Genomic DNA, 18,662 nt, shown 5'->3' with positions numbered 1-18,662 from the left:
TCCTAAAAAATTAAGCGTTAAAGCAGGGATTATACAATAAAAAATGAGGTGAGCATTTGGGAATGTCACCTCATTGTGTTGCATTAAATTATGCCATGATTTTACATGCCTGACGCAGCATAAAATTCTTAAAGTCATCCAGATAGGTAAAGATCACCGGGACCACCACCAAAGTCAGCAGGGTAGAGGTAATCACGCCACCAATCACGGCGTGTGCCATGGGTGCACTTTGTTCCCCCCCTTCGCCTAGTCCCAAGGCCAGCGGAACCATCCCCATCACCATGGCACTGGTGGTCATCAGAATGGGACGCAGACGGGTTTTACCTGCTTCAATAATCGCATCATAACGGTCTTCACCGCGGTCCATGGCTTTCTTGATAAAGTCGATTAGCAGAATCGCATTCTTGGTCACTAGTCCCATCAGCATGATGATCCCGATAATCGAAAACAGGTTCATGGTCGAATTAAACAGGAACAAGGCCAGAAATACCCCAATAAGCGACAATGGCAATGAAGCCATAATTGCCGCAGGGTGAATAAAGCTGTTGAACTGCGAACCGAGTACAATATAGATAAATACAATTGATAGGGTAATCGCGGTCAAGGCATAACCTGCAGATTCTGCCATATCGGCATTGGAACCCTGGGTGTCAAAACTATAGCCCGGTGGCATATCGAAATTTTCTTGCAAGCGGCTGATATCAGCCCCGATGTCGCCTGCAGGGCGTCCAGACGTATTCGCTTCTACGAGTACTTCACGAGCCAGATCACGTCGGTTAATCTGCGAAGCGCCGAGCTTTTCTTCAAATTTGGCCACGCTTGAAAGAGGAACCAGAATTGGTTGATTGCTGGCAGTGGTTTTATTCGAAGTGATATACATATTCTGTAAATCGCTTGGCAAGCTACGCTGGTTTTCGGTCAGGCGCAGATTTACATCATAGGTTTCACCTTTTTCATCCTGCCAGGTGGTGACATCATCACCGGCAATCAGTGGACGGACCACATTGGCAATCTGATTCACCGATAAGCCTAGATCACTGGCCAGGACACGATTGATCTGGACACCAAGCGTCGGCTTGGGCTCTTTCAATGAAGTTTCCAGATCAACAATGCCATCAATTTTAGCCATTTCCGTCATAAAACGATCGGAAATTTTTTGCAGTTCATCCAGATCAGGTCCTTTGATTGAAATCATGATCGGTTTCTGACCACCTGATACGGTTTCATCAGCGGATGCCACCGAGGTAATGCTGATTCCGGCAACCGATTGCAGACGCTGGCGGAATTCATTATTCAGCTCATTCAGGGTTTTTTCACGCTCGGTACGCGGTGTCACGGTCACCCGTAAACTGACATGGTTTTTACCGCGGTCGGTTGCACCATTAATCACCCCATAGGTGGCTTTGACCTCCGGATGTTGACGAATAATCTGATCCACCTGCTGCAGTTTGGCTTGTGAATATTCAAGTGATGAATCGACCGGTGTTTCAAACTTGATCCTGATTTCGCCTTTATCCGGGACCGGTACAAATTCGGTACCAATCAGCTTGGATAACCCCAAGGCACCAAATAATGAAGCAACGGCAATCAGCAGGGTGATAAATCTAAACCGCAGTGCCAGTTTTAGCAGTTTTTCATAGACATGGCTTAAATTATCCAGTTTGCCGGAAATCCAGTTAAAAAAACGTTGTATCCGGCCTGGTTTTCTGTTCGGATCATTTTTCTTTTCTGCCCAGTGTGCAGAGAGCATCGGGTCCAAGGTAAAGCTGACAAACATTGAGATCAGCACGGCTATACTTACCGTGACCCCGAACTGGTAGAAAAAGCGGCCAATAATACCGCCCATGAAGGCCACAGGCAGGAATACGGCAACAATGGTCAGCGTGGTGGCCAGTACAGCGAGTCCAATTTCTTTGGTGCCATCGAGTGCAGCAGTCACATGATCTTTGCCCATATCGGCATGCCGGACAATATTTTCACGCACCACAATCGCATCGTCGATCAACAGACCAATACTCAAGGACAGTGCCAGCAAAGTCATCATATTGATGCTAAAGCCAAAGGCCCAGATAAAGGTCAGCGTGCCCAAGAGTGCAATGGGCAGAGTCAAACCGGTAATTACGGTTGAACGGAAAGAACCCAGGAACAGCAGGACAATCAGCACAGCCAGCACTGCACCCTCCACAATAGTGCGGGCTACATCGCCAATGGTACCACGGATACTTTTGGAGGCGTCCACCACCACCTGTAAGGTGGTGCCTTGCGGAAGCTGTGCTTCAATATTTTCTAAAGCTGCGTAGGTCTTGTCTACTACTTCAATAACGTTTGCATCTGAACTGCGCAAAATATCAATTGCAACTGCAGCTTTACCATTCAAAAAGGCAGCGGATTCCAGCTCTGCCTGACTGTCTTGAATATTGGCCACTTGTCTGAGAAAAATCGGTACGCCGTTTTTATTGGCAATGACCAGATCACCGAAGGCGAGGGGATGCAGCACTTTGGAATTGATTTCAATGACCAGTTCCGAATTCCCAGACTTGAGAGTGCCTCCCGGGACTTCAATATTTTCTGCCTTTAAGGTATTAATGACACTATCTACACCGATACCAAAAGCTTGCAGTTTTTGCGGCTCTACCTGGATCCGGATCTGGCGTTGTGCATCACCTAACAGATTGACCGTACCGACCCCTGGGATTGTACGCAGTTGTGGCACAATCCGCTGGTCCAGATATGAACTCAGTGTTTTTACGTCCATATTGTCAGATTCAAATACAATCGACATCACTGCATTTGCTGTCGGATCATAACGTTCGACAATCGGTTCCTGAATTTCATCCCGGAATTCAGCAGTCACAGAGGCGATTTTATCCCGCACGTCCTGAGCTGCTGTGGTAGAGGTCACATCTAGATTAAATTCGGTGGTGATGATGGACAGGCCTTCACTAGACTGGGAAATCACCTGTTTCAAACCGGAAATGGTATTGATCTGATCTTCGAGTTTCTTGGTGATTTCCGATTCAACCGTTTCCGGAGAAGCGCCTGGATAATTGGTATAGATCACCACAAAAGGGAAATCGACATCAGGGAATTCTTCAACGCCCATCCGCTGCCATGAAGCCAGCCCCAGCACCATTAGGCAGAACATCATCATGATGGTGAAAACCGGATACTTCACACTAATTCGGGTAAACCACATATCAATGATCCTGTATGAATGGCTTTAGTTGGCGCGAAGGGTGACAGTTTTTTGCAGATCGGCTTCGCTAAACTTAACCCGGCTGACCTGATCACCATTTTCCAGTCCTTGAACCACGGCAATGTTATCGCTATAACGCTGTTCTAGTACCTGAACATTGACCTTGATAATTTTATTCTGGCGAATCACCCAGACATAGGGTTTGTTCTGGATATCCTGAATGGTATCCAATGGAATCAGCTGTCCGGAAATCTGTTGTGAACTCAGAATGTTGCCTTCAACGAAGGAGCCGATACTTAGCGAGGGAATGGTTTCATTTGGCGTGGCAAAGAATTCGATCTGGCGACTGGCCTGATCTGCAATAGGGGAAATCCGGCTAATTACGGCAGTGAGCCGGTTTGGATTACCTTGAATAGTGTATTCGATTTTACTGCCCAGCCTTAAACCTGATTGCAGATCACTGGGTACGCGTGCCTGAATTTCCAGCCGTTTCGGATCGACGATTTCAAACAGGGTTTGTCCAATTGCAACGGTCTGGCCAGGCTCAACCTGGCGCTGGGTAATTACACCACTGATCGGGCTGGTCATGATGCCATCACGATCTGCTTTCTGGGCAATATCAACATTGGCTTGCTGGGCACGGACATTTTCCAGCTGTGCCTGATAGTCCACCTGACTTTGTTCATATTCTACTTTTGAAATAAAACCCTGATCGAGCAGGCGCTTTTTACGCTGCATCATATTGCGGGCCTGATTGGCTTGCGCTTGAGTGGAGGCCAGGTTGGCACGTGCTTGTGCCAGACGGGCTGCATTGTCCTGGTTATTCAGGCGTACCAGTACCTGTCCCTTGTTAACTGATTGACCTACCTGCGCGTTTACGCTGGTAGCAGTGGCAGAGACCTGTGCCTGTATGCTGCTTTGATTGACTGCACGGATGGTGCCGGTAAATGCGGTTTTTTGAACTGAATTGCCAGATTGAACCGCAACTAAATCCTGTGAAATGACTTCAATAGATTTTGGGGTTTCGGCTTGCACTGCAGGTTCATTTTTGTCGCAAGCCACTGAAAACATATTTAAGCAAAGTGCACTCACGATTAGCACAGAGCGCGGCGAAAGCATATTTAAATCATGAGAGTGCGGTGCAGGTTGCATATGAGTCCTTTTAGTTGGCTATGAATCAAAGCCTTGGCCAACTATTTGCATTTATTCAAGTGCTTTTAAACGGGCGATAATTTTGTCGTATTCTGCTTCCAGATTTCGATAGCGACTTTGTAAAGATTGAATATTCTCTTTTTGGGAAATGAGATTTTTCTGATTATTTTCCAGCATGGTTTTGAGGTGCGCCGGTGGATTTTGACCTTTACGTAAATATTCCCGTTCCTGGCGAACGAACATGATCCGATCTTTTTGCAATTGCTTAATTTGCTCTTGCTGAAAATCAATCTGCTTTTTTAACTGGGTCAGGCTGTCATTCTTTTTTTGCAAGGCAGTCTGACTATTGTTATAGGCTCGCTTAAGTTTATGGTCTTCCGCAATCCGCTGCGCCTGTTGAGCACGTTGCGGGGCTTGTCTGATATCGGCTTCAGCGTTATAAGGACGGGCACGTTTTATGACCTGCATATTCTGGTCAAGTGCCTCATAACCATAACGGATATGATTGGGCGTTACATTGGTGCTGATATTGGCCACACCTTTACTGTCGTAATAACGATACCAAGTGGCTTTTTGTGGGAGCTGGTTACTGCTCGCACAAGTTAAGCTGAGCTGCAAGAGCAACAATACAGCAACAATGAATTGACCAGTCATTTTATTTTTATCAATGACAGCAAGTTTTGTTGAAAACTGAATCATCATTGGCTCCCCGAATTTAAAGTTGGCTAAATTACTTATTTTAAAGTAATAATCTTGTTATATTAGACTTAAATTTATCAATAAAAAACTACCGTTAGTCAAAAAAAAACCAATAACCATAATAAAATGTGAAGCTGTTGTTAAAAATAAATGATTTTGTCTACTTGTGTAGAAAATGTTCATTGATAATGCAAGTGACTTTATGTTAAAAATGTTTATCGATCGTAATAAAATAATCCTATGAGCCTTATGGCATATAGTTTCTAAAATGGGAAGGGTTAAACAAATGGACGATAAATTCCAAAATCTAAAAATTATGGTTATTGATGACTCAAAGACCATTCGTCGTACTGCAGAAACTCTTCTTCAGCGTGAAGGTTATGAAGTCATTACTGCGGTAGATGGTTTTGAGGCTTTATCAAAAATTGCCGAAGCAAATCCGGATATCGTTTTTGTAGATATTATGATGCCGCGCCTAGATGGTTATCAGACCTGCGCCTTAATCAAAAACTCTCAGAATTACCAGAATATTCCTGTGATTATGCTATCAAGTAAAGATGGCTTATTTGATCAGGCCAAAGGTCGTGTCGTGGGTTCCGATGAATACCTGACCAAACCTTTTAGTAAAGATGAATTGCTAACTGCAATCCGTAACCATATTAGTGCTTAATATATTTGATTTTTTTGGGGAATTGGCATGGCACGTATCCTAATTGTGGATGACTCACCGACAGAAACTTTTCGCTTTAGAGAGATTCTTTCTAAACATGGCTTTGATGTGATTGAAGCAGCTAATGGGGCAGATGGGGTCACCATGGCACAGGCAGAACTGCCGGATCTGGTTCTGATGGATGTAGTGATGCCGGGCGTGAATGGCTTTCAGGCGACCCGCCAGATTGCACGTGGGGCAACAACCAAACACATTCCAATCGTGATTGTGAGTACCAAGGATCAGGCTACTGACCGCGTATGGGGCAAGCGTCAAGGCGCAGCGGACTATCTAACAAAACCAGTCGATGAAAAACAATTAATAGATGTAATTAAGCAGCACCTCAATGCAGGATAAGCTCTATGGCAGCAAATGGATTTATCGAATTGCTTCGCATTGCGAAACGTGGAAATAAAAACTACGTTTCCAATGGCAATGAAGTTAACCGATGGTCGGGCATTGCTTTTGAGATGATGGGGCAATATTTTGTTGCTCCGCTGGGGGAAGTATCAGAAGTGATTTATCCCCCAAAATATACGCCGGTACCCAAGACACAAGCCTGGGTATTGGGTTTGGCGAATATCCGGGGAAGACTGTTGTCTGTTTCTGATCTGACGCAATATGTATCAGGGCAAAGCAGCCAATTTTCACCGACTCAAAAAGTATTATGCATCAACCATAATGACCAGTATGTGGGTTTGGTCGTAGATCAAGTTTTGGGTATACAACATTTCAATAAGAAAAGTTTCTTTTCGAAGAAATCTGAATTGGATAAAAACTTACAAGAATATTGTCAGGGGTTTTTCCATCAGCACAACCAGCAGTGGCATGTGTTTTTATTCAGTCGTCTGTTGCAAAATCCAAAATTTATGAACGCATCTATAAAATTTATAAATTAAATGTCGCGCTCGAAAGTAAGCAAGGCGTCAACCGGGGAGAGGCTGCATGGGCTTTAAACTTAAAAAGAAAAATACAGGTGAGAGCACTGGCCGCAAGGGCGGTAATGCTTTTTTAGCTAAGATTCAAACGCAAATAGATCAGTTATCACGTGTCTTCGGTGATAGTGAGAAATCAAAACCGCTGATCTATGGAGCAGCAGGCTGTCTTTTAGCCGCACTGATCACTTTATTGTATCTTTTTTATAGTGTACCACGTACCAACGAACTCACTCAGAGTCTGGGTGACCTGCGTCTCCTCTCGCAAACCATTTCGCGCCAGGCGACTGAGGCGACCGCTTCAGGTACGCCAGAAGCTATGAAAAACCTGACTGACTCGCAAAAAGCCTTTGCTGAAAATCTTGAGACAGTTAAAAGTATTCACTCCAATAATGATGCGTTGCAGGCGGTTGATAAACAGTGGACAGAAGTTTCCAGCAGTATTGATCTGATTACCTCGCAACAAAAGATTATTAACCAGTTATACGACACCAACATCGCGATTGGTGAGGCAATTCCGGGGATTCAAGCTGAATATAACTTGATGGTTGACCAGATGGCACGTCAAGACATGCCGTCGAACCAGGTTGTTATTGCCAAAAACCAGGTATTTATTGCGGAACGTATCTTGCGTTCGATCAGTCTGGTACTGACGGGTACTGATGGTTCACGTGAATCTGCAGATGACTTCAGTGCCGATACCGAAACTTTCGGCTCATATTTAAACGCTCAGTTAAATGGTTCTGCTGAACTGGGTGTACAGCGTATTGATGATCCAACCCTGCGTGAATCTCTGGAAGGAATCAAGGCTGAATATGATGACGTACTCGAATCTGCATCAGCAATTATTCTTAAAAACTCTGCACAGATCGTCAAAGTTCGTCAGGCCGCTGCATCAATTTTTTCCCAGTCTGATGTGCTTTTAGACAACCTGAATAAATTATCAGGTAACTCAGGTCTTAAAACGGTAGTTCCAGCTGTCCTGCTGATTGCATTATTAGTCGGTTTCTTGCTGTGTGTATTCAAGTTACTTTCTCTGCGTGGCTTGTCAGATAAGCAGCGTGTAGGCCGTTTACAAGAAGAATATGACCGTAACCAGAATGCGATTTTACGTTTACTCGATGAGATCGCCGACCTTGCAGATGGTGATTTGCGTTCATATGCAACGGTATCTGAAGATTTTACCGGTGCGATTGCCGACTCGATTAACTTTGCGATCGACCAGTTACGTGACCTGGTATCGCGTATTACTGAAACTTCACAAGAAGTTGCGCAATATACCGCGACCACACAAAGCATTACCAACCAGTTAGCTGAAGCATCTGAACATCAGGCACAAGAAATTGCTGGTGCTTCTGCAGCGATTAACGAAATGGCGATGTCGATTGACCAGGTATCTGCCAACGCCGATGAATCAGCGGTGGTAGCAGAGCGTTCAGTACAAATTGCTGCGAATGGTGCTGATGTTGTACATCGCTCGATTGAGGGTATGGACACGATTCGTGAACAGATTCAGGAAACTTCAAAACGTATTAAACGTCTGGGTGAATCTTCTCAGGAAATTGGTAACATCGTAGCCCTGATTAACGATATTGCCGACCAGACCAACATCCTGGCATTAAACGCAGCGATTCAGGCCTCGATGGCGGGTGAAGCAGGTCGTGGTTTCGCGGTCGTTGCCGATGAAGTACAGCGTCTTGCGGAACGTTCTGCCTCTGCAACCAAGCAGATTGAAGGTCTGGTAAAAACCATTCAGACGGATACGAACGAAGCCGTAATCTCGATGGAACAAACCACGGCTGAGGTTGTACGTGGTGCGAACCTGTCTAAAGATGCCGGTGTGGCACTGGATGAGATTCAAACGGTATCGAATAACCTGGCAAAACTGATTGCGAACATTTCTGATGCTGCGAAACTGCAGTCGGCTTCTGCGGGTCATATTGCGACCACGATGAATGTCGTACAGGAAATTACCTCGCAAACCACCAGTGCGACTTTCGATACAGCGCGTTCGGTATCTGAACTGGCAAACATGGCCGATGCATTACGTGAATCTGTAGCTGACTTTAAACTGCCTGAATAAAGTCAGAAATGATGGGGGAAATGTGTCTTGACTGCGGTTGAGACACGTTCAAGAAATACAGATAAAGCCTCGACAAGATGTACTTAACTTCATACGTTAGGTATCGCGTGACGGTCACAATTAAGTTTGAGCGCCCTTCTTGGCGGCATAACGTAAGAAGCATGAGCTATGAAAGAAATATTAAAAAATTTAGTTGAAACGACAACGCTTCCTGAAGATAGTTATCTTGACCAAGATGCAGAAATTCTTGAAATTTTTGTTGAAGAAATTGAAGAAATCTTCGTTGAGTTAAATGCTTTATTTCCAGAATGGTTAAGTCATCCAGATCATCAAGAAAATCTGAAGACTATTCGTCGCCATTTTCATACCTTGAAAGGTTCAGGCCGTATGGTCGGTGCCAAATCGGCAGGAGAGATGGCCTGGGCAGTGGAAGATACCCTGAATCGGGTTTTGTCGGGTTCAATTCCACTGACACCGACCGTGCAGAAATTTGCTCAAGCAGTATTGAATATCTATCAATATGCTTTATATCCGAAATTCAAACAAGTCCAGCCGCTTGATCTCGATCTGCGCCCAATGGTGCTGTTGGGGCAACAATTACAACAACAAATTACACCTGAACCTGCACTGCAGGAATTATTGATATTGGCAGATCATTTAACTGCAGAAGGTCAAATAACAGGTCTTGAATTTGCAGATAATGCAGACAATGGGTTAGGTGCAGCTGAGCCAGCTCTAGCTCAAGTAGAAATCCCTGTTCGCAGTGATATTGAAGAGACAGTGGCAATCTTTATTGAAGAAGCAGAAGAGCATCTGGATACGATTGCGACTTTCCTTCGTACTGAAGATGAAAAATCACAAGATTATAATGCCCTGATCCGTGCGATTCATACCCTGCGCGGCAGTTCATCCATGGCGCAGATTGAGCAGATTTTTGAAGCCAGCTCCAAGGTGGAACATCTGTTCAAAACTTTGCTACAGGATGAAATTGCTTCTACTTCAAAAGAAACTGCTTTACTGATTCAGTATGCGGAGTTCGTGAGTGACTATCTGCACCTGCTACGTCAGGGCAATATCGCAAAACTGGATACGGTTTATGCGACCTTTGAACGTGTCTGGCATGATTATGGCTTTGCCGTTACTGAAAATAGCATTCAGACCCAGGGTCTGGTGTCCAAACTGGTTGAACTGGATATTGATCTGTTGTTGGATGCCGAGTTTGAATTTGATAAACGCGCCCAGGTTGATTATCCGGAATATATTCAGGCACTCAGTCAGCAGGCTGCAGAATTGCTGGCCCATACAGAGAGCCGGGCAGCCCAGGGCATTCATGAATTTACCAGTGATCTGAAATCGGCTTATGATGCATTGCTTGAAAAGCCAGTGTTATTGAAGAGCAATTATGCCTATGAGCTGTTTGCACAGGCGCATCAAGAGTTTATTCATTTGTTTGATACCCTGGCCGCAGGGCAGCGTGTCATTCTGAATGAAGAAATTCAAAAAATACTCAGTGAATTGTCTGCATTTGTGCAGCAGGATCTTGAAATACCTGCTGAAGATCATGCAATTCAGCATGTTCAGGTAACGACAGAAGTTACCCAGGCAGCCGAACCTGTGGCAACAGGCAGTGTCGATTTTGCAGGCTTGAGCCAGCGTATTGCTTTGGATCGTCAGCAGCAGCAAAGTGCTGAAACCAACCGTGATTTTGATGAAGAATTATTAAGTATCTTCCTGGAAGAAGCGGATGAATTGCTTGCAGGCATTGATGAAGACCTGAATACCTGGAGCAAAAAGCAGGATGATACAGCTTCGCTGAATAACCTGATGCGTCATTTGCATACCTTAAAAGGTGGTGCAAACATGATCTCAGCTTCACATATCGGCTTGATTGCGCATGAACTGGAAAGCATTTATGAACGTGTAATCCGCCAGCAAATTGCCGTGACCCCTGCTTTAATCCAGGTTATCCGTCTGGTACAGGACAACGTTTCGGACCGGATTCAATCCATTCGTGATGAAGGCATTGACTATCCTGCAACGGAAGCGATTTCAATTCTGCAGAATATTCAGTCGCTAGTTTCTGGACAGGCTGGGACTGCTGTTGAAAGCGCAGCTGCTGCAATTGAAGTGGAAGAGATTGAAGCTACAGCAATTTCTGAACCGCAACTGGCAGAATCAGCAACGACGGAGCAACCAGTTGCTGATCTGGCTGAAACTGAAGAATTACCGGCAATTTCGCAACCTTCTGCTGATGCAATTAATGATAGTTCAGTGGAACGTTCTGAAGAAGATGAACTGAAATCCATTGTAGAAGAATCTTTCCTCGAAGAAGCCGAAGAAATTCTGGTAAATGCCGAGAAGCTGCTCAATCAATGGTTTGACCAGCGTAGTGACCGTAGTTTATTGCTGCAATTACAGCGTGCTGCCCACAGTATCAAGGGTGGCGCACGTATGGTAGATGTTGAAGAAGTGGCCAGCGTTGCCTATGAGCTGGAAACGTCTTTCGAGCAGTTTGCCGTCTATCAGTTTAACTCGAATGCCTATGATGGTCTGTTGCAGAAAACCCTGACCTGGTTAAGACAGGCGATTTTCCAGCGCGACTATAGCGGTTTTGAGCAGCTGCACAGCAGTCTGAAAAAGATCGCCTTTGTGGATGTCACGGCACAATTGCCTGAGCGTCTGGCGAAAACAGACAATCTGGTGGTCAGCGACTTTGGCTTTGTTGAAGGCGATGGTACTGAACCACCACACATGATGGGTGAATGGGCGGATAGTGGAGCCAGCGATACCAATAACGAGATGATCCGTATCTCTGCCGATCTGGTCGAGAAGATGATTGACCTGTCTGGTGAGAACTCGATTAACCGTTCACGTATCGAGATGGATCTGGGCCAGCTTGGCAATACACTGAACGAAATGGAACTGGCGATCAAGCGTCTTGCCGATCAGTTGCGTCGAATGGAAGGAGAGCTGGAATCACAGATTATTGCCAAACATGGTTCAGAGAATTCGCGCTATGCTGACTTTGACCCGCTGGAAATGGACCAGTATTCGTCGCTCAACCAGCTGTCTAAATCACTGGCAGAATCTGCATCGGATTTGGTCGACTTCAAGAGTACCTTAGCCGACAAAATTCGCGAAACTGAAGGGCTGTTATTACAACAATCCCGTATTCAGGCCGAAATTCAGGAAAGCCTGATGCGTACCCGTCTGGTTCCGTTTGACCGGATGCTGCCGCGTTTACAGCGTATCGTGCGTCAAACCTCGACCACCTTGAACCGTCCTGCAGAACTGATCGTGCAAAATACCGAAGGTGAACTGGACCGGAATATTCTGGAGCGTCTGGTCACCCCATTCGAGCATATGCTGCGTAATGCAATTGATCACGGTCTGGAAGATACTGCAGATCGTATCGCACTGAACAAGCCGGAAGTCGGTTCGATTGTCTTGAATATCAGCCGTCAGGGAACCGATGTGATCGTGTCCTTTAGTGATGATGGTAAGGGGATTGATGCAGAGAAAATTCGTGAGAAGGCCTTAAGTCAAGGCCTGATCAAAGAAGACCAGACACTGGATTCGGAAGAGCTGTTACAGTTTATTTTCCATCCGGGATTCAGTACCGCGAAAGCAGTGACCCAGATTTCCGGTCGTGGAGTCGGTCTGGACGTAGTACAAAGTGAAATCAAATTGTTGGGTGGTCATGTGTCGGTCAGTTCACAACTGGGCCAAGGCACTATCTTTACCATTCGTGTACCGACTACCGTAGCAGTCAGCGATGCCTTGATGGTGAAAGTAGGCGATCAGCAATACGCGATTTCTCTGGCTCAGATTGACCGAATTGTGCGTATTGCGCCGATCACATTGGAAACGTACTTCAACAGTAACGACGACTATTTCAAGATCGATGGCGAAAAATATAAGCTGCGTTATTTATCTGAATTTGTGGGTAACCAGCCGATTCCACGTCTGAATAATGTTGGACATTCATTGCCGGTGCTGTTGATCAAAGGCAATAGTGGTCAAACCATTGCCTTGCTGGTCGATCAGCTGGTCGGTTCACGAGCGCAAATTGTAGTGAAACCGATTGGACATCAGTTTGCCACTATCGGTGTAGTGGCGGGTGCTACGATTCTGGGTGATGGTCAGGTTTGTCTGATTCTTGATGGACAGAATATTGCCCGTCAGATTCAGGCGACACAGCGTGTCAAACAGCTGCATGATCAGCGTGATGGATCACGTTATTCCAATGCACGCCGTCTGGTAATGATTGTCGATGACTCGGTGACTGTACGTAAGGTAACGTCGCGTCTGCTTGAACGTCAAGGCTATGATATTGTCACTGCCAAAGATGGTGTGGATGCGATCGAGCAGCTTGAAAACGTCAGACCGGATCTAATGTTGCTGGATATCGAAATGCCGCGCATGGACGGTTTTGAAGTGACCAATCTGGTCCGTCACCATGATATTCACCGTGACTTGCCGATTATCATGATTACCTCACGTACCGGTGAGAAACATCGTGAACGTGCATTTAGCCTGGGCGTAACGCACTATATGGGTAAACCGTTCCAGGAAGCGGAACTGCTGGCCAATATTCAACAACTGATTGCTGAAAAACAGGGGTAATACATGAGTCAGACCAATTCAAGCGGCAAACTGGCTGATCAGATTAGCCAGCAGGAACTTCAGCATCTGATTACGGTATCGACCGGATTTATTGATGCCTATATTATTGACTGTCATGGTAAAGAACCGATGCTGTTGCCACAAAACATTGTCCTGTCAGCCCTGGATAGCAATACCCAGGTCAAGACCGTGGAATGGCATGAGGCACAGTTGCCGGTCTATGCAGTGAATGATCCGTTACGTCAAAATGGGGTGGCATTGGTGATTGAGGGCGATGAAATCAATCAGCGCTTTGCCCTGATGTGCAATGAAATGCCGAACACCATCCGGATTCGTATTTCCGAAGTAGTCGATGTCGATCAGCAGGTAAATGATCCTGCCATCTTTCAATATGTGCGCATGGATGAGCGGCTGTTCCATATTCCAAATATGACCCATATTCAGGCTGCAATTGGACTGTAACTAAAAGCAACAACTAAAAAAGGAACTCTATAGAGTTCCTTTTTTATTACGTTATCTATTTATTTAATTCGCAAGTAAGTTGACCAGGATCTGCTCATAAATTTCAGCCAGTGGCTCTAGGTCGGCAATATTGACATGCTCATTGATCTGGTGGATCGTAGCATTTAACACGCCAAGCTCCAGTACTTGTGCACCGGTAGGCGCAATAAAGCGGCCATCAGAAGTACCACCTGAAGTGGATAGTTCGGTTTCAGTGCCTGTTACATTCAGAATAGCATTTTTAGCTGCATTCACCAGTTCGCCGACAGGAGTCAGGAAAGGCAAGCCCGACAAAGTCCAGGAAACATCATAGTCCACACCATGACGATCCAGAATTTCCAAGGTACGTGATTTGAGTTCTTCGGCAGTCACTTCGGTTGAATAGCGCCAGTTGCACAATAGGTTCATGGTACCGGGAACAACATTGGTTGCGCCTGTACCTGCATTGATATTGGAAATCTGGAAAGAGGTTGCCGGGAAATATTCATTGCCATGATCCCAGACTGTGTCACATAACTCGGCAATCGCTTTAGAGGCAGTATGAATCGGATTTACCGCCAGATGGGGATAGGCCACATGACCCTGTTTGCCTTTGACTGTGAGATTGGCATTTAACGAACCACGACGGCCATTTTTGACAATATCACCCAACGTATTGGTACTAGACGGCTCACCAACCAGACACCAGGTGATTTTTTCATTACGCGCTTCGAGTGTTTCAATCACTTTCACCGTACCATTAATCGACGGACCTTCTTCATCTGAAGTGATCAGGTAGGCAATCGAGCCTTTATGGTCTGGATGTTTTTCTACAAAACGTTCTGTTGCAACCACCATAGCTGCCAAAGCGGTCTTCATGTCGGCACTGCCACGACCATAAAGCTTGCCATCACGGATCTCAGGTAAAAATGGATCTGAGTTCCAGGCATCAAGATTCCCTGTTGGAACGACATCGGTATGGCCAGCAAAACAGAATACCGGGCCTTCTGTACCTTTGCGTGCCCAGATGTTATCTACATCTTCAAAACGCATGGATTCAATATTGAAACCAACCTTCTCTAGACGTTCAGCCATAATATTTTGGCAGTCATGATCGATAGGGGTAACGGAAGGCTGGCGTAATAGTTGCAGACTTAAATCGAGGGTAGCGGAAGAGCTCATGCAGTTTTCAACAGTCGATAATTTTCTCGGCCCTATGATAGGCGAATATGAGCTTGAATGTGAATGAATGAGATAAAAAAACCCTATCTAAGATAGGGTTCTGTGAACGATCAGGAAAAAACTAGTTTTGACGAATTTCATCAGAAGTTTTTTCAGCAGTGTTGGTTACTGCATTCCCCGCTTTAGACACATCTTTGCCCATGCCTTTTACGGTGTTACAGCCAGTCAATACAAAAGCCATCATTAATGAAGCAGCAAGAATTTTTTTCATCATCATCTCCGTATAATCAATAATAAAATTATTATGATGTGGGACTTAGAGTAAAAAATATACGCTCTAAAAAATATGTGGTTTTCATAGTGCTTCGGTTAATAAATGTAATGCTTTATAGGGGCTTATGCGATGAGTTCAGAATCAGCACCGGTTGTCGGTACATATAAAAATCGTTGCTGTCGGCTTTTTTATAAAGTCCATTCGTCCACCAGCGCGCAGTCAAACTACTTGGCTGGGCTTGCGGATAAATCCATTCATGTCGTTGCAGACGGTAGAAACCGTGCCGGGCTGCAGGAATATACTGTCCCCATAAACCCAGACGACGTTCGGTATTGATCCACGCAGGAATCGGCTGGTCAGCACGATGTGCAGGTAGATATAACTGTCCTTTCAGGATGCAATATCGTCTTTGAATGGAATACTGCAAAGCCTCATCAAACTGGAATTGTTTTTGTGTGAAATGTTTCATTTTTCTGATCAGAGTATCGGTACGGTTCAGGCCATACCAATGTGGCAGGCTAAAATCTGCTTCGGCCAGATAATATTTTAATGCCACTTCCCAATGTTCAATCTGTCCTGTATCAGTATTTAATAACAGAAAATCCAGCTCCCCCAGGGTTTTTGCGCCTTCAATCTTTTGCAGACTATGAGCAAGCAGCTGATACGGATGATAGGCATCATCCAGTAACCAGAACCAGATCAGCATTTCAAAGCGCAGCCCTAAACGTGTACTTTTCAGTTGCTGCACAAATTCGATTAATTCTTCTGGATGCTGATCAAGAAATTCTAAACGTGGATGGTAACGGCTGAGATAGTGCTGCCAGGTCTGGCTGTCATGCAGTTCAAAGTGATGCATAAGCTCAAGTTTATCCGGAATACCGGACAAGATATTCGGACTGCCGACAGCGAATGCCAACTGACGCACCAGAGGATGTTGATAACGTTGCCATACTTCTACAAGATTTTGGTTTAAACTGGAAAAGGGCATAGTACAACCTGTGAAAAGTGCAGAAATACAACGGACAGTATCGGAAAACGCTTTATACTACCTGAATTCTGCGGTTAGGGTTGATGTATGAAAGTGTTGTTTTGGCGAAGTCTGGTGGTGCTGTTTGTGATCCTGGGCTTTATCGGTGCAATCCTGCCGGGTATGCCAACAACGGTCTTTTTGATTCTGGCCGCCTGGGCCTCATCCAAAGGCTGGCCACAAATGGATGCCTGGTTATTGAATCATCCTAAATATGGCCCGACCTTAAGAGATTGGCGTGCCCACGGTACTGTGCCGCGTAAGGCCAAATGGTTAGCCAGTATTATGATGCTGATCAGTGGAATTATCATGCTGTTTACCACGGCGCCGTTGGCAGTCAAAGCATTTACTGATATTACCATGCTCATTGTCGCGATCTGGCTATGGCGACGCCCTGAACCCAATCCGGTCATCATTCAGCAAAATCTAGTCGACCTAGAAAAGACAGATATGCCGGCAGCGCAGTCTGCAGAGAGCCAGTTAAATCCAGAAAAGTCAAACAAAGCAGAATTAAAGAAAGTAGAGTCAGAGAATAACAAGTCATGAATACCTTACAGCTCGATCAAGCCGACATCCTGATTGACCTTGCTCAACAAAAACTGTATCTGCCACGTCTAGACAGGCAATATCTGATCTCTACGGGTAAAAATGGTATTGGCGAAACTGAAAACAGTGGCCAGACTCCTCGTGGCTGGCACAAGGTCGCCGAAAAATTTGGTCAGGATGCTCCCTTAAATAGTGTATTTGTTGCACGTCAGGCGACAGGTGAAATTTATAATGCCGAATTGGCGGCAGAATTCCCGCAGCGGGACTGGATTCTGACACGCATTTTATGGCTGAGTGGCCTTGAAGCTGGTTTTAATCAAGGCCCGGGCTGTGATACCTATCAACGATATATCTATATTCATGGCACTCCAGAAACTGAAAAGATGGGGGAGCCATTGTCTCATGGCTGTATCCGCATGCGTAATCCAGAGATCGCTGAACTATTTGACCTGATCAGTGAGGATGCACTGGTTTATATTTCAGAGCAGCCATTGGATCTAAATTTGCTGGATTTTTCCAAGAGCGAATAAAATGTAGATTTTAAGATCATGTGAAAATGATTTTATTTTTATGGGTTGAATCTGCTTGTTTGAGACAGCAGAAGAAATTCATCAATCTGACCCAGATGGTATTTTCCTCGCATGAAACGGATTAAATCATGAGTTGCAGATTAGGTTTTCTGTCATGTTCTGAATAAAAATAAATGACAGCTGAAAGATTACATGAACACAACGTCGAGTATTTTAAAGCTTTGTATAATCCTTAATCAGAATTGCAGCACATGGCATCACTAAGACTGAAACTTCGCAAGGTAAGACACAAAATTTTGCTTCAACTTTCATTTTGAAAATTAAAAAATTTCGGTAGAGACTTAAAAAATAAACAAAAAGTGTTGTTTTTTTTAACAAACAACCTATTTTTTAATCACTCACACCTAAAAAGTGGAAAACATTCCGAAAAGCGTTTGACAGGCTGTGCAGATTCTCTATAATGCACCCATCAAACGATGATAGACGTTTAGAAAGGGCGCTTAGCTCAGTTGGTAGAGCGTCTGCCTTACAAGCAGAATGTCGGCGGTTCGATCCCGTCAGCGCCCACCAAGCTCTTTCACGTTGAGACCTTATAGTTGCAGCGGTAGTTCAGTTGGTTAGAATACCGGCCTGTCACGCCGGGGGTCGCGGGTTCGAGCCCCGTCCGCTGCGCCACTTTAAGATCTTGATTTTCGTTTGCCACATTAGAGACATTGTGTAAGTGCAGCGGTAGTTCAGTTGGTTAGAATACCGGCCTGTCACGCCGGGGGTCGCGGGTTCGAGTCCCGTCCGCTGCGCCATTTATACGATAGACCTTTTGAGGGCGCTTAGCTCAGTTGGTAGAGCGTCTGCCTTACAAGCAGAATGTCGGCGGTTCGATCCCGTCAGCGCCCACCAGATTCTTTTGCGATGCAGCGGTAGTTCAGTTGGTTAGAATACCGGCCTGTCACGCCGGGGGTCGCGGGTTCGAGCCCCGTCCGCTGCGCCATTTCAAGAGAAATTAAATTGAGGTCCCTGAGCCTGAATTTAATAAACTAAAGATTGACAATCTTTATCAGGGCGCTTAGCTCAGTTGGTAGAGCGTCTGCCTTACAAGCAGAATGTCGGCGGTTCGATCCCGTCAGCGCCCACCAGATTCTTACGATGCAGCGGTAGTTCAGTTGGTTAGAATACCGGCCTGTCACGCCGGGGGTCGCGGGTTCGAGCCCCGTCCGCTGCGCCAT

Annotated in this window: 13 protein-coding genes, 7 tRNA genes and 1 pseudogene; 15 read left to right on the top strand and 6 right to left on the bottom strand. The window is 45.4% G+C overall.

Annotated features, from left to right (window positions below; all coding sequences use genetic code 11):
* Nucleotides 1–88: 88 nt before the first annotated feature.
* From VXP95_RS08610 to VXP95_RS08600, 3 genes are read right to left on the bottom strand one after another with little or no spacing between them, the layout of a single operon-like run.
* On the bottom strand, nucleotides 89–3,196 hold the full coding sequence (locus tag VXP95_RS08610; RefSeq protein WP_416711847.1) for an efflux RND transporter permease subunit: 3,108 nt from the start codon (nucleotides 3,194–3,196) through the stop codon (nucleotides 89–91).
* Between the two features lie 24 nt (nucleotides 3,197–3,220).
* Nucleotides 3,221–4,348, bottom strand: coding sequence for an efflux RND transporter periplasmic adaptor subunit (locus tag VXP95_RS08605; protein WP_416681352.1), 1,128 nt, complete (start codon nucleotides 4,346–4,348; stop codon nucleotides 3,221–3,223).
* 51 nt (nucleotides 4,349–4,399) lie between these two features.
* Entirely contained in the window at nucleotides 4,400–5,047 is a 648-nt protein-coding gene (locus VXP95_RS08600) for a hypothetical protein (protein WP_416711869.1), read from the bottom strand.
* A gap of 286 nt (nucleotides 5,048–5,333) precedes the next feature.
* Between VXP95_RS08600 and pilG the strand changes: the two genes are divergently transcribed.
* From pilG to VXP95_RS08570, 6 genes are all read left to right on the top strand, one after another.
* Nucleotides 5,334–5,717: a twitching motility response regulator PilG gene (pilG, locus tag VXP95_RS08595; protein WP_064096414.1), complete on the top strand. Its 384-nt coding sequence runs from the start codon at nucleotides 5,334–5,336 to the stop codon at nucleotides 5,715–5,717.
* Between the two features lie 27 nt (nucleotides 5,718–5,744).
* Nucleotides 5,745–6,113 carry a response regulator gene (locus tag VXP95_RS08590; protein ID WP_064096413.1) on the top strand — a complete coding sequence of 123 codons (369 nt, stop codon included), beginning with the start codon at nucleotides 5,745–5,747 and terminating at the stop codon, nucleotides 6,111–6,113.
* Nucleotides 6,114–6,118: 5 nt separating this feature from the next.
* Complete coding sequence (locus VXP95_RS08585; RefSeq protein WP_064102470.1) at nucleotides 6,119–6,655, top strand: chemotaxis protein CheW; 537 nt, start codon at nucleotides 6,119–6,121, stop codon at nucleotides 6,653–6,655.
* Between the two features lie 46 nt (nucleotides 6,656–6,701).
* The gene (locus VXP95_RS08580) at nucleotides 6,702–8,774 is read left to right on the top strand and encodes a methyl-accepting chemotaxis protein (RefSeq protein ID WP_064096411.1); all 2,073 of its coding nucleotides are present in this window, start codon (nucleotides 6,702–6,704) and stop codon (nucleotides 8,772–8,774) included.
* Nucleotides 8,775–8,942: 168 nt separating this feature from the next.
* On the top strand, nucleotides 8,943–13,400 hold the full coding sequence (locus VXP95_RS08575; protein ID WP_416681359.1) for an Hpt domain-containing protein: 4,458 nt from the start codon (nucleotides 8,943–8,945) through the stop codon (nucleotides 13,398–13,400).
* 3 nt (nucleotides 13,401–13,403) lie between these two features.
* A complete protein-coding gene (locus VXP95_RS08570; protein WP_064096409.1) occupies nucleotides 13,404–13,862 on the top strand; it encodes a hypothetical protein in 459 nt (152 codons plus the stop codon).
* 63 nt (nucleotides 13,863–13,925) lie between these two features.
* Here VXP95_RS08570 and dapE read toward each other — a convergent pair whose 3' ends face one another.
* The 3 genes from dapE to VXP95_RS08555 form a co-directional block, all read right to left on the bottom strand.
* A complete protein-coding gene (dapE, locus tag VXP95_RS08565; RefSeq protein ID WP_064102467.1) occupies nucleotides 13,926–15,062 on the bottom strand; it encodes a succinyl-diaminopimelate desuccinylase in 1,137 nt (378 codons plus the stop codon).
* 121 nt (nucleotides 15,063–15,183) lie between these two features.
* Entirely contained in the window at nucleotides 15,184–15,333 is a 150-nt protein-coding gene (locus VXP95_RS08560; RefSeq protein WP_064096407.1) for an entericidin A/B family lipoprotein, read from the bottom strand.
* Between the two features lie 115 nt (nucleotides 15,334–15,448).
* Nucleotides 15,449–16,324: a DUF1853 family protein gene (locus VXP95_RS08555; RefSeq protein ID WP_416711846.1), complete on the bottom strand. Its 876-nt coding sequence runs from the start codon at nucleotides 16,322–16,324 to the stop codon at nucleotides 15,449–15,451.
* A gap of 87 nt (nucleotides 16,325–16,411) precedes the next feature.
* Here VXP95_RS08555 and VXP95_RS08550 point away from each other — a divergent pair.
* The 9 genes and pseudogenes from VXP95_RS08550 to VXP95_RS08510 all read left to right on the top strand — a co-directional run.
* Nucleotides 16,412–16,765, top strand: a pseudogene (locus VXP95_RS08550) (YbaN family protein); the annotation flags it as partial.
* Nucleotides 16,766–16,905: 140 nt separating this feature from the next.
* Nucleotides 16,906–17,439 (top strand): cell wall-recycling L,D-carboxypeptidase ElsL, encoded by a 534-nt coding sequence (gene elsL / locus VXP95_RS08545; RefSeq protein ID WP_416711845.1) that lies wholly within the window; start codon nucleotides 16,906–16,908, stop codon nucleotides 17,437–17,439.
* 494 nt (nucleotides 17,440–17,933) lie between these two features.
* Nucleotides 17,934–18,009, top strand: a tRNA-Val gene (locus VXP95_RS08540).
* A gap of 28 nt (nucleotides 18,010–18,037) precedes the next feature.
* Nucleotides 18,038–18,114: transfer RNA gene (locus VXP95_RS08535), tRNA-Asp, on the top strand.
* A 48-nt stretch (nucleotides 18,115–18,162) separates the two neighbouring features.
* A tRNA-Asp gene (locus VXP95_RS08530) sits at nucleotides 18,163–18,239 on the top strand.
* Between the two features lie 21 nt (nucleotides 18,240–18,260).
* A tRNA-Val gene (locus tag VXP95_RS08525) sits at nucleotides 18,261–18,336 on the top strand.
* Nucleotides 18,337–18,350: 14 nt separating this feature from the next.
* Nucleotides 18,351–18,427, top strand: a tRNA-Asp gene (locus tag VXP95_RS08520).
* Nucleotides 18,428–18,496: 69 nt separating this feature from the next.
* Nucleotides 18,497–18,572 (top strand) — tRNA-Val (locus tag VXP95_RS08515).
* A 12-nt stretch (nucleotides 18,573–18,584) separates the two neighbouring features.
* Nucleotides 18,585–18,661 (top strand) — tRNA-Asp (locus tag VXP95_RS08510).
* The last annotated feature ends 1 nt before the right edge of the window (nucleotide 18,662 follow it).

It is taken from the genome of Acinetobacter sp. 226 (assembly GCF_048147925.1).
In the GTDB taxonomy this organism is placed as follows: domain Bacteria; phylum Pseudomonadota; class Gammaproteobacteria; order Pseudomonadales; family Moraxellaceae; genus Acinetobacter; species Acinetobacter pecorum.
This window is presented reverse-complemented; position numbering and strand designations above follow the sequence as displayed.